The organism is Flavobacterium sp., assembly GCF_024305175.1.
Classification (GTDB): Bacteria; Bacteroidota; Bacteroidia; order Flavobacteriales; family Flavobacteriaceae; genus Flavobacterium.
In genome coordinates this window covers 1-11,800 of sequence record NZ_JAMWYY010000082.1, presented here as the reverse complement: position 1 = coordinate 11,800, position 11,800 = coordinate 1, and the positions used below count along the sequence as shown (strand labels likewise).

The 11,800-nt window shown below is 43.1% G+C and carries 15 protein-coding genes and 1 pseudogene; 10 read left to right on the top strand and 6 right to left on the bottom strand.

The window, feature by feature from the left end; all coding sequences use genetic code 11:
• Together Q0K96_RS14085 and Q0K96_RS14080 are read left to right on the top strand one after the other, a co-directional pair.
• Positions 1–543: pseudogene (locus Q0K96_RS14085) on the top strand (hypothetical protein); the annotation flags it as partial.
• 63 nt (positions 544–606) lie between these two features.
• The gene (locus tag Q0K96_RS14080; RefSeq protein WP_297334619.1) at positions 607–2,109 is read left to right on the top strand and encodes a transporter; all 1,503 of its coding nucleotides are present in this window, start codon (positions 607–609) and stop codon (positions 2,107–2,109) included.
• Positions 2,110–2,169: 60 nt separating this feature from the next.
• On the opposite strand, the gene Q0K96_RS14075 is transcribed toward Q0K96_RS14080, so the two are convergent.
• Positions 2,170–3,708 carry an FAD-dependent oxidoreductase gene (locus tag Q0K96_RS14075; protein ID WP_297334618.1) on the bottom strand — a complete coding sequence of 513 codons (1,539 nt, stop codon included), beginning with the start codon at positions 3,706–3,708 and terminating at the stop codon, positions 2,170–2,172.
• A 157-nt stretch (positions 3,709–3,865) separates the two neighbouring features.
• Here Q0K96_RS14075 and Q0K96_RS14070 point away from each other — a divergent pair, with 157 nt between their 5' ends.
• The 8 genes from Q0K96_RS14070 (at position 3,866) to Q0K96_RS14035 (ending at position 7,422) form a co-directional block, all read left to right on the top strand.
• Complete coding sequence (locus tag Q0K96_RS14070; RefSeq protein ID WP_297334617.1) at positions 3,866–4,093, top strand: hypothetical protein; 228 nt, start codon at positions 3,866–3,868, stop codon at positions 4,091–4,093.
• Between the two features lie 22 nt (positions 4,094–4,115).
• Complete coding sequence (locus Q0K96_RS14065) at positions 4,116–4,397, top strand: SemiSWEET transporter (protein WP_297334616.1); 282 nt, start codon at positions 4,116–4,118, stop codon at positions 4,395–4,397.
• Between the two features lie 85 nt (positions 4,398–4,482).
• On the top strand, positions 4,483–4,581 hold the full coding sequence (locus tag Q0K96_RS15060; RefSeq protein ID WP_363317254.1) for a zinc-finger domain-containing protein: 99 nt from the start codon (positions 4,483–4,485) through the stop codon (positions 4,579–4,581).
• 493 nt (positions 4,582–5,074) lie between these two features.
• A complete protein-coding gene (locus Q0K96_RS14055) occupies positions 5,075–5,284 on the top strand; it encodes a hypothetical protein (RefSeq protein WP_297334614.1) in 210 nt (69 codons plus the stop codon).
• Between the two features lie 7 nt (positions 5,285–5,291).
• Complete coding sequence (locus Q0K96_RS14050; RefSeq protein WP_297334613.1) at positions 5,292–5,828, top strand: CinA family protein; 537 nt, start codon at positions 5,292–5,294, stop codon at positions 5,826–5,828.
• Complete coding sequence (locus Q0K96_RS14045) at positions 5,825–6,292, top strand: hypothetical protein (RefSeq protein ID WP_297334612.1); 468 nt, start codon at positions 5,825–5,827, stop codon at positions 6,290–6,292. The genes Q0K96_RS14050 and Q0K96_RS14045 overlap by 4 nt, the downstream gene beginning before the upstream one ends.
• A gap of 88 nt (positions 6,293–6,380) precedes the next feature.
• Positions 6,381–7,052, top strand: a complete 672-nt coding sequence (locus Q0K96_RS14040; protein ID WP_297334611.1) for an MgtC/SapB family protein — start codon at positions 6,381–6,383, stop codon at positions 7,050–7,052.
• A 4-nt stretch (positions 7,053–7,056) separates the two neighbouring features.
• Positions 7,057–7,422, top strand: coding sequence for a VOC family protein (locus Q0K96_RS14035; RefSeq protein WP_297334610.1), 366 nt, complete (start codon positions 7,057–7,059; stop codon positions 7,420–7,422).
• A gap of 41 nt (positions 7,423–7,463) precedes the next feature.
• On the opposite strand, the gene Q0K96_RS14030 is transcribed toward Q0K96_RS14035, so the two are convergent.
• The 5 genes from Q0K96_RS14030 to Q0K96_RS14010 form a co-directional block, all read right to left on the bottom strand.
• Positions 7,464–8,183, bottom strand: a complete 720-nt coding sequence (locus tag Q0K96_RS14030; RefSeq protein ID WP_297334609.1) for an SRPBCC family protein — start codon at positions 8,181–8,183, stop codon at positions 7,464–7,466.
• 138 nt (positions 8,184–8,321) lie between these two features.
• Positions 8,322–8,687 (bottom strand): hypothetical protein, encoded by a 366-nt coding sequence (locus Q0K96_RS14025; RefSeq protein WP_297334608.1) that lies wholly within the window; start codon positions 8,685–8,687, stop codon positions 8,322–8,324.
• 228 nt (positions 8,688–8,915) lie between these two features.
• Positions 8,916–9,716, bottom strand: a complete 801-nt coding sequence (locus tag Q0K96_RS14020; RefSeq protein ID WP_297334607.1) for a TIGR00266 family protein — start codon at positions 9,714–9,716, stop codon at positions 8,916–8,918.
• A 498-nt stretch (positions 9,717–10,214) separates the two neighbouring features.
• Positions 10,215–10,889, bottom strand: a complete 675-nt coding sequence (locus tag Q0K96_RS14015) for a response regulator transcription factor (RefSeq protein WP_297334606.1) — start codon at positions 10,887–10,889, stop codon at positions 10,215–10,217.
• The gene (locus Q0K96_RS14010; RefSeq protein ID WP_297334605.1) at positions 10,882–11,652 is read right to left on the bottom strand and encodes a sensor histidine kinase; all 771 of its coding nucleotides are present in this window, start codon (positions 11,650–11,652) and stop codon (positions 10,882–10,884) included. The genes Q0K96_RS14015 and Q0K96_RS14010 overlap by 8 nt, the downstream gene beginning before the upstream one ends.
• Positions 11,653–11,800: the final 148 nt, after the last annotated feature.

Below are 11,800 nucleotides of genomic sequence, written 5' to 3'. Positions count from 1 at the left end.
GGCTGGAACACCGGATGGGGTTGGAATGCAGGTTGGGGCTGGGGCGTAGGCCTTGGCTGGAACAACTGGTACAGCCCTTATGGCGGATGGTACGGAGGCTGGGCACCCTATTATGGTGGCAATTACTACCGCAACCAGCGCTATTATGGCGGCAGGAGTTCGGCTTACTATGCAGGGGGGCGTAATTCTTACTACAACAACAACGGCAGGTATAACAGCAGGAGATCGTCAGATTATAACGCCGGCAGGAGAAGTTTTAGCAACAACAACAGCCGCAGGTATAACAGCAGTAGTACTGTAAGGAGCCGTGGCGATGCAGATTATAACACATCAAGGAGCAGGAACAGCAGCAGAAGTATTTACAATAATTCATCTCGAAATAATAGCCGTAACTATACGCCTTCATCAGGCAGGAGCAGCTCACCAGGCAGAAGCTCAACCGTTAGCCCTTCAAGAAGTTCAGGCAGCTTTGGCGGCGGAAGGTCTTCAGGAGGTTCTCGCGGTGGCGGTGGCTCTCGTGGCGGCGGACGCGGAAGAGGTTAACATATCAGTCCCATGTTATTTGAAAGAAGCAACATGGGATTTTTTTTAAGTAAAAAATATCACATGAAAAAGTATATATTTTTAGCAGCCCTTGGGCTGGGAGCAACAGGCATGTATGCACAAAGGCAGGATCCTAACACCGCAGCCGATGCCATGCGGTATACAACAGAAAGCATTACCGGTACTGCACGTTTCAGGGCTATGGGCGGTGCGTTTGGCGCACTGGGCGGAGACCCTTCTGCCATTATGATAAACCCTGCGGGATCTGCGGTATATAATTATAACTCCGGTACAATGTCGCTTTCTGTACAAAACATCAGGAACGAAGCCAACTATTTTGGAACCGGTACAGCAGAGAACGACAGTTCTTTCGACCTGAACCAGATGGGGGCCGTGTTTGTTTTTAACAACGCAGATGAAAATGCTGTAATGAATAAGTTTACTTTGGGGTTCAATTATGAAAACCTGAATAATTTTGATAACCGTATTTATTACAGAGGTATTAACCCTACCAACTCTTTAGACAGCTATTTCCTGAATTATGCTAACGGTGTGCCTTTAAACACACTTACCGACAGCTACTATGAGCAGCTTTCATATAACCAGCAACAGGCATACCTTGGGTATAACGCTTATATATTCGACCCGCTTTCGCAGTCTGCGAATAATACAGGATATGCCTCTAATTATGATGCAACTGCTGCTAATTTTTACCAAGATAATATTGTAAACACTACCGGCTTTCATGGCAAGGTAGCGCTTAATTTTGGGGCGCAACTCAAGAAAAGGCTGTATGTGGGTGCAAACATAAATGTACATTTTACAGACTATATACAAACTTCAAGTTTTTATGAAGATGCCAACGCACCACAAGGACTCCGTTCGATTGAGTTCAATAACGAGCGTTATACCTATGGTGGCGGTATATCTTTTAACTTGGGTACTATACTGAAAATTACTGAAGAATTGAGGGCCGGTGTGGCTTATGAATCGCCTACCTGGTTAAGGCTTCAGGATGAAGTTACACAAAACCTTCGCTCTTATTGCCCTGAGTGTGGCGCAAACGGGGAATCGAATTTTGATGTAAACCCATTCATAACTTTTGTACTGGACGACTATACGCTGAGGACACCTTCAAAATGGACAGGCAGCCTTGCCTATATTTTTGGTAAAAGCGGGCTTTTGAGTGTTGATTACTCTTTAAGAAATTATGGCAATACAAAATATATAAGCAACGGATACAGCGATATTAATTTTGACCTGAACAACACGCTGGGTATGGCGGGCGAGCTTCGTGTTGGTGCCGAATACCGTGTAAAAGCAGTAAGCTTTAGGGGTGGTTACCGATATGCGGAAAGCCCTTATAAAGATGGCACTACTATGGGCGACCTTACCGGGTTATCGGGAGGTGTGGGCGTTGCTTTTGGCAACTCAAGGCTGGACTTTGCTTATGCATGGCAAAGGCGTGATATGGATTACCGCCAGTTTAAAACAGGCCTTACCGATCCTGCCCGTATAGAAAGTACCAACAACAACTTTACACTTTCTTATACATTAGACCTGTAATTATTTTTTCGTCTTACTATAACTAAAAAAGCCATTCTGTAATAAAGAATGGCTTTTTGTTTATTTATCGCTTAAATTCACTTTTTGCAATGGTTTAAGGGTTGGGCCCTCTATTATACAGCCATCTGTTGTAAAGCGGGATGCATGGCAGGGGCAATCCCACGTTTTCTCAACATTGTTCCAATGCACCACACAGCCCATGTGCGGGCATATAGCCGAACACGCTTTCATTTCGCCTGTTATATCATGATATACCGCCAGCTTTTTGCCGTTCACATCCATCACCCTGCCCTCTTCTACCGCTATGTCGTCCATATCTTTGCTTTTGGGCAGCAGGTAATCTTTTAAAATCTGCCCGGCATTGTTCAGGTTTTCTTCCATAAATTTACCTGCAGCTTTTACAGGGTTATGCCGCGTGGCATGAAACAGCCTGGTGTATTCTGTCTCGTTACCCATTATCATATCGCATATTACCTGCGCCGAAACAACTCCCCATATAAGCCCGTCGGTACTAAAGCCCGTTGCAATAAACTGGTTAGAGCTGTCGCTCTTCCTGCCAATGTAGGGCAGCCCGTCGGCAGGCTTATAGTTTTGCCCGCCCCAGCGGTTGGTAACCTCATCTACATCAAAACGTTCTTTTAAGAATTTTTCAAGATTAACTATATTCTCTTCATTATTTTCATGCTGGCCCACTTTATGCGGCTGCCCTACCGCAAGCAGGTAACGCTCCCCTTCATGATCGTAGGAGCGTATAGAGAACCGCTGACTGCCGTAGTAACCCCAGAATGTACCCTGAGGGTACGCCCCCGAACCGAGTTTTACGGCAACACCATATTCCCTGTATGGCCCCAGTAATGACTGGTACACAGGCATAAAACCTTTAGGGGTATGTGTAGCATGTATGGCAAACTTTGCAGTAACAGTTCCCTGTGCTGTTTTAAGCCTTATACTCCCGTTGTCCTCTTCAATTTCGTCAACACGGCTGTCTTCAAAAATACGGCAGTTATCTGCATTCATATTTTTGGCCAGTTGCTGTACATAGCGTAAAGGGTTAAACTGCGCCTGGTTATCCATCTTTACCCCGTTTACGTGTTTAAAAGGTATATCTCCCGGAGCAATCTTTTGTATATCAGCACCGGCAGCCGTGCCTGCTTCAAGCACATCATCAATTTTACCTGCATGAGTGTCATCGGCAGCAAACAAATACCAGCTACGTGGCTCAAAATCACAATCTATACCTAATTGGTGCACCGTGTTTTTTACGGTATCTAAAGCATATTGCCTTGCTGCAATAACTGTTTTAAGCGCCTCGGTATCATATTTAGATTGTATGGCATCAAAACCCTGCTCTGTCGCTACATACAGGTTTCCGGTACTGTGCCCGGTGCTGCCCCCTCCTACTTTCAGCGCTTCGAGTACCACCACATTATAACCCTGTTGCTTTAATAACTGTGCACAGGTAATACCTGTAATGCCCCCGCCAATTACAACCACGTCTGCAGTGATATTGCCTTTAAGCACAGGAAAATCAGAGCCTGCAGAGTATGACCTCCATATCGATTTTACACCCGGTTTGTTGTGTAGATCTCTAAATTCCATAGTTGAATAAATTTTTATGAAAGTTACTTACAATACCAGCAGGGGGCTGTTAACCCGAAGTTAATGCCGCGTTAATTAAGGCAGCAGTGTGTTTTATGATTATTACATTTAGTATGCTGTTTCCTGCACCACGGATTAATTACCTGTGAACAAGACCATGATTAAATACCGGAATTTAAACGGAAATTCAGGAGTAGCGGCTTATGAGGCCGGCAATGATTATATTAAGGTAGCCTTTGGCGATGAGGCTGTTTATCTGTACACTAACGCCAGCGCAGGAAAAGAAAGCATTGAAAAAATGAAGCAGCTTGCCAATGCCGGAAAAGGGCTTAGTACCTACATCAGCCGTTATGTGCGTGATAATTATGAAAAAAAGCTGCAATAAAACTAACCTACATAACCCACCAATGGACTATACACAAATTACTGGGCTTCTTGCGGCCGTACTTACTACCGGGGCAAACATTCCGCAAACTATAAAAGTTATAAAAACACGATCTACTAAAAGCCTTTCGGCAGCTACATATGCAATGCTATTTCTGGGTATGGTTATGTGGGTTATATATGGTGTTATCCGTAAAGATATACCTATTATCCTTGCTAATGCTGTAGCGGGCAGCCTTTGCGGTATCATATTATTTATGAAGCTGCTGGCGCTGTACCGCAAGCGTAAAGACAATGCTAATTAGTGCAACATTAACATAAAGTGTTATTATGGTGCCAATTACAATATTATTAGCATTAAGCATTCTTATGTATTTGTAGTTTTACACTATAACTAAAAAGATTAATTATGAAAACTACATATTTAAAACATATTGCAATGGGTGTTTTATTAAGCGCCACGCTCGGGCTAACATCCTGCAGGAATAATAACCAGACGGAAAGCACCAGCGATGCTGACGAAATAAATGGCGAAATTTATGGTAAGGGCACAGACGCTGACATGGAAGAATCGGGCACCCGTTCAGGGACTACAATGGACACGGTGCAAACCTATAATAACAACAACAGGAGCGGAGCAACAAATGGGCAGCGTGGCGATGCAGATGAGCCTGTATTAAACGGCAACGATGGTAACCCGGTTTTAGGGCCTAAAACACCCAAGAATGACGGCGGTTCTATGGGTTCGGGTCAAGGAACAGGAACCGGTAACGGCGGTAATAACACAACAGAGGTAAACCCGAGATAATACAAATAGACTTCCACTATTTTTATACCCGAATCCCCCATAGCTATTTTTAGTTGTGGGGGATTCTTATTAAAGATGTTTACAATTGTTCAGTAAAATGATGTAACACATTTAATAATGATAAATACGAAATTTGAGAGAAGTAGATACTGATTAACCCAAACAAAATATAATATGGCACAACTAAATGATAACCCCATGCAGGGTAACCACGGCGGCCAGGAGTATGGAGAAGATAACTACCACAAAAGCCAGCGCAACCAGCAAAGCCAGAGGCACGAAACCCCGCCTGAAGATGAAAAGCGCAAGCAACATGAAGACGATGACCAGTTTAGTCCAGGGGAGCCGGAAGATTATGACGGAGAAGATTTTGCAACTGATTAGTAATAGTATGGAAAGCGATATTCAAACACAGGTAAATGATACCGCACTGGAGATAGTAGCGGAATGCGGCAGGATAATGGCAGAGCAAAAGCTTAAGATAGCTTTTGTAGAGAGTGCCACCGCAGGATGGATGGCGTCAGAATTTTCGCTGATACCAGATTCAGGTAAAGTGTTCCTGGGCGGAATTGTTTGTTATGATGCCAATACTAAAAAGGATCTTTTCGGGATTACGGATGAAATGATTGAAAAATATACACCCGAATCGGCAGAGATAACAAAAATGCTGGCCGAAGGACTTGGCAAGTATTTTAAAAGCGATATAGCAGTGGCTGTAACAGGGCTTACCGCACCAGGCGGTAGTGAAACACACGAGAAACCTGTAGGCACTATATTCCTGCATATAATACTGCCTGGTAACCGTTACTGTGTCCACAGGGAAGTATTTCATGGCTCGCCTAAAGAAATTATAAACCAGGCGATAGAGCGGACGGGCAAGCTTTTAACCGAGCTTTTAAAAGTTAACTCTAAAAACCTGGTATTATGAGCCTGAAGCGAATTATAATTGCAGGCGCCATCGGCACTACTTTTATGACATTGTACAGCTATTGGGTTTCTAAAAAAGAAAAAGAACAGTTTTTAGAACCTGCTTTACTTAATGAGCTTGCTGAAGATGCCGAAGTGCTGCCAGAAACCGGCGATGAAGAAACCAACCCGATAGGCTGGGCTGGGCATTATGCACAAGGGGTTGTTTTTGTTGCTGCCTATTATTACTTATATCGCAGAGCATTGCAAAACCCAACCATTGGCAAAGGTGTTGTTGCAGGAGCGGTTAGCGGTGTTGCAGGCATCGCTATATGGGAAATTATGTTCCGGATGAGCAAAAACCCGCCGAAGACAGAAAGGTACAGATACTACCGTCAGCTATTTGTGGCGCACCTGATATTTTCCACCTTTGCTATTTATGGCTACAGGTTGCCCGACTATGTAAAGCAGCTTCAGGAAAAATAACATCTTTTTTTAAGTAATCATTAACAGCCGGTTGTATGGCCGGCTGTTTCAACTTTAAGGTAAATTTCTTAACTTTAATTAAAAACCTATGTTAAGCTGGGAAGAAATATCATTACGGCTCATACTGGCTGCTGTTTTCGGCGCGGTTATAGGCGTTGAGCGTGAGCGTAAAGACTGGGCTGCCGGTATGCGTACGCACATGATGGTTTGCATGGGTTCTGCACTGATAATGCTGGTTTCTTCATTTGGTTTTTCAGATACAGCAGGAAATGAATATATAGAGCTTGACCCTTCACGTGTTGCTGCACAAATTGTAAGCGGCATCGGTTTTATTGGGGCTGGTGCTATATTATTCTTAAAACCTGCAACAGTTTTGGGCCTTACTACTGCATCGGGATTATGGACGGTAGCCGGAATAGGCATGGCAACAGGCGGCGGTATGTATTTTGCAGCATCTGTAACCACCGTGCTTTCTATTATAATATTGTGGGGGCTGCAACCGCTGCAGAGAATGTTTTCGGGAAAGTTCCAGAATAAGACGATAACAATAGTTACTAAAAGTAATATGAATCCGAAAGTTGTTTTAGATAAGCTTACAGAAGATAGCAGTATAGATTACAACAGCATTGCAGTAACAAAAACAGGAAAAGTAAACCTGATAGAGGTAAAACTGGAAAAACCAGCCGGTAAAAGCTTTAAGGATATGATTACAGTACTACAGGATAATGAGTCTGTAAAAAAAATAACATGGAACAAATAACATTATGGAACACCTGCACACAATCAGCCACATAGAAATACCCGCACCCGACTTTACTAAAGCCATTGATTTTTATACTGAAGTTTTTGGCTGGGGAATAGAGCTTGTAACGGTTGGGCACTATGCTTTTTATACTATTGGCAACACCGGACGCGGCGGCGCATTCGACTCCTCTTTAATGCCTGCGCCCGAAAAGACCGGGCTACAGGTGGTAATTGATGTAGAGGATGTATCGGCCATCCTTAAGGCCATAAAAGCAAATGGCGGTGAAATTATACTTGAAAAAACCGAAATACCCGGAGGCCACGGCTACTATGCCTTATTTAAAGACCCTAACGGCAACTACATGCAAATACACGCGCGGCAGTAGTTTTCACTACTGCCGCTTGTTAAATACTCTATATTAGCATCTTAATAGCTATATATCTTTACTGTTTCCTGGCTTATTTTATCCGGTGTTCCGGTTTCCATAAAGCGTTTAAAGCCCATTACGTCTTTACGTACCATATTCTCAAAAACAGGGTTCATGAGCTTTGCCACTTCTTCTCCTGCCGACCCCAGCGGGGCATGATATGAAAACACAATATGAATAAGCGTGCCCAACTCTCCTGCATCTTTAAACTCTACCTTACCGGCATTACGCACAGCAGAACCCGGTAAAGAGCTCCACCCTACATAGCGGTTTGGCTCTTCGCCAACAATTTGTGCCTTCCAGCCTACTGTACCTATGCCACCCGGCAGTTTAGCTTTCCACTCCGACAATGATTCGTTTAAAACTGTAACACTTTCAAGGTGCTCCATAAACAGTGGCAGGTTGCCCAGGTTACGCCAAAAATTATATACTTCTTCTACAGGTTTTTTCACGATAAGCCTCGCATGAATATTCACGTTGGAATTATGCTTTTTATCCCTCTTTTTATCAAGAAAATTTTCTGCTGCCTGTGTGGCGGGGCAATAACCGCTAACACCCCTGAAGAGCATAAATCCTGCAGCGGCAAGTTCCGGTATGCTCCTGTTCCTTTTAAGCGAATCATATAAAAGATAAAGCCCACCAAGTGCTGAAACCGCCCTTTCAAAATCGCTTATATTCTTTTTCACTTCCGGAATCTTTATGTTTGCTGGCAGGTTCATAATCTGTAAAAATATGTTTGGTTTATATCCCACTAAAATAAGAAAAATCGTAAGCAGTAAAACTTACTTTAACAGTACATTAGCAAAGCAACACGGCCCCGCAATGCGGAGCCGGATATACTATACATCAATCAAAACTTAAGGCCTGCCTGTGGGCGGTGTTGTTGGTGCTGCCGGTGTAGCGGGGCTACCCGGATTTGTTGCCGGTGGCGGTATAGTTGGCGTATTGGTTGTTGGAGGTAAAGTTGGTGAATTTGTGGTTGGCGGTGTAACAGGCGTACTCCGTGTTCTCGGGGTTGTGTTAGTTTCCGTCTTTCTTTCATTACTCCTCGTCCTGTCAACGGCATTGTCTTTTTTGCGCTCAGGGGTAGTACCTGTCCTGTCCGCATCAGTACGGGCTCTGTCGGCACGGGTACGTTGCATATCGGTGCTCGTAGTGTCTGTCTGTGCATGTGCCAAGCCAAATACCAGCAAGGCTCCAAACGTTAAAAATAACTTTCTCATAATGGCTTCTTTTTTGGATTAATACTGTAAAAGTAGCACGCGCTAATCAGGATTAACTCACTGTTTTACAATTATTAACGGAAGTTTAACCGCCCTTTATGAGGTACTACAAACAGGTGTTAACAAGCCCTGTTATTTTAAGTATCCTGTGTTAAATAGAATGCCGGGCATATAAGAAAAATAGGATTGGCAGTGCCAATCCTATTAAAAAATGCAATTATAAATTATTTAAAACCTGTTATCGCCATCCAGCAGGTTACCAAGCCCGCCTAAAAGGCTTCCCTCTCCCCTGTCTTTACCACCACCCTGAGGCGCTGCGGCAAATACCCTGCTGGCAAGCCTGCTAAACGGTAAAGATTGTATATAAACTATACCTGGGCCGCGAAGGGTGGCATAAAAAAGGCCTTCTCCACCAAACAGTGTATTGCGTATGCCGCCAACAAACTGAATATCATAATCTACGGTTGGTGTAAAACCTACAATACAGCCTGTATCAACTTTAAGTACTTCGCCAGCGGCAAGTTCTTTACGTGCCAGTGTTCCGCCTGCATGAACAAATGCCATGCCGTCGCCTTCCAGCTTTTGCATTATAAAACCTTCGCCTCCAAAAAAGCCCCGGCCAAGCTTCCTCGAAAATTCTATACCAACCGTTACACCCTTAGCCGCACATAAAAATGCATCTTTCTGGCATATAAACCTGCCGCCGAATTGCGATAAGTCGATAGGGATTATTTTACCCGGATATGGCGAGGCAAAACTTACCTTTCGTTTACCCTGATATTCATTTAGGAAAACCGTCATAAAAAGGCTCTCGCCTGTAAGCAGCCGCTTTCCTGCCGAAAACAGCTTGCCCATTACGCCCTGGTTCTGATTAGAGCCATCACCAAAAATGGTTTGCATGCTAATGCCGTTATCCATCATCATAAAACTGCCTGCCTCGGCAACAACTGCCTCCTGTGGGTCGAGCTCTATTTCTACATACTGCATTTCTTCGCCAAAAATTTCGTAGTCTATTTCATGTGCTGTCATTTTGTATATTTTATTTTGGATTAGTATTTGTTTAGACTTTTACAGGAGGTATTTGTTACATATACACTGTAAATGTAATTAAAATCAGATAATCAGGAAAAGTGAGCAATAAAAAACAGCGGGTTCACACCCGCTGTTCACACATCTAAAAAATTGAATAAAAATAGACACCGTTTAGTAAAAATAGTCGGATGGATTTCCGTGATTTTGGGGACAAATCTTTCTCTTGATAAAAGAAGCCGGCGGGCACCCTAGTTAATGATTCCTGGCTTTTATAACGTTCGGGGGGCTATAAAACAGAACCATATTAAAAACCCGCCAGCAATTCTTTCAATCAGGATTTACTATTTATGTTATTTAGCATTACTTATGTTTCATTGCTTATCCTGATACAAAGATGCGCCAATGCAGGCTTGTACCACAGGTAGAAATTACCTGACTTATAAAAACAGGTAATTTTACCGAGATATTTAACTGTAAGTAAAAAGTGTGAAAATGCTATATTACAGGAAGTTCGTCAACATTTATTATACCGTGCTGAATTGCATAAATAACAAGCCCTGCTATGTTTTTAGCGCCTGTTTTTACGAAAAGGCTGTTTTTATGCCCTTCGGCGGTACGTTGTGTAATAAAAAGCAGGTCGCCAATTTCCTTGGCGGTTTTTTGCTGGCATATCAGCCGAAGGACTTCTACTTCCCTTTCAGAAAGGGCGTTATCATCCTGCAAAACCGGCCTCGGGGCTTTTGGGGCAATCTGCCCCCGCAGCACGTCAAGCTGCTCCGGCTTAAAATAAAAGCCCTGATTAGCCACCGCCCTTATTACTTCGGCAAGTTCTGCCGGCATTACTCCTTTAGGTAAAAAAGCCGATACGCCTGCTTTTAGCATAAAGCCCATAAAGCTTTTTTGGTAGTGCGATGATACTACTATTACCTTAATACCGGGATAATTTATTTTAAGGTATTCGCTAACAGCAATACCATCCATACCCTCCATTTTTAAGTCGAGCAGTAAAACCTGCGGTACCTCCGGGGCTGCTTTAAGCTTGTCTATAAGCTCCGGGCCGCTATTTGCGGTAAACAATACATCCATATCATCACTTCTTTGTAAATAACCTTCAAGAAGGCTTACAATCAGTGCATCGTCATCTGTAATGGCTAAAGTAATTTTACTCATCGGATTCGTTTTTATACGGGCAAACCATTATAGTGCGTGTACCTTTGCCCGGTTTGGATTTTACCTTATAGGAAGCACTAAGATACTGCATCCGCATTTCTAAACTATGCAACCCAAGCCCTTTTTTGAGTATTGCAGTATCAAAACCTTTACCATTATCTTTAACTGTAAGCATAGAATTTTGTGTAGTTACACGCAAATGTACGGTTACGGCTGTTGCTTCGGCATGCTTAACAATATTGGTTATAAGTTCCTGTACCACTCGCACCAGTTGTATTTTTATTTTTGCAGGAAAATCAGGTGAGGTGCGTACATCGGTATAAAAAACAATATCCATTTTTTGCCGCCAGGGGTCGAGTATATTGTCAATTAAATCGGCAATGTCAGTTTGCTCCAGTAATGGCGGGGTAAGGTCGTGCGATATACGCCTGGCATCTGTAATACTTTCACCCAGCAGGCTGTCGATATCGGTTAGCGGCAGCCCAAGCTGGCTTTTCATCCTGATTACCGTAAGCTTGCCAATAAGGCTGTCGTGCAGGTCTGACGCTATGCGGGTGCGTTCTTTTTCCTGTGCCTGCAAGCTGGTTTCAGTCAGTTTTTTCTGGTGCTCTAACTGCATTTGTGCCTGCTTTAGGTTGGCCTGCACCATACGCTTATAACCTGTATGCATGATCTTTACAACAAATAATATTATTGTAAAGACCAGCACCAGTAATATTGCTATCCAAATTGCTAATGTTTCCGGATCCTGCCATTTCTCCATATCAGCAAAGTAAGGTAAAAATAATATGATGAAACTATAAGCACATGAATTGATGGTACAATAAACTTCAACAATGACTTAGCATTAACAAAATAATTATATGGTAAAAAAAATAATGTTGTTAAAGTATAAGTGATAAGTATAGCAG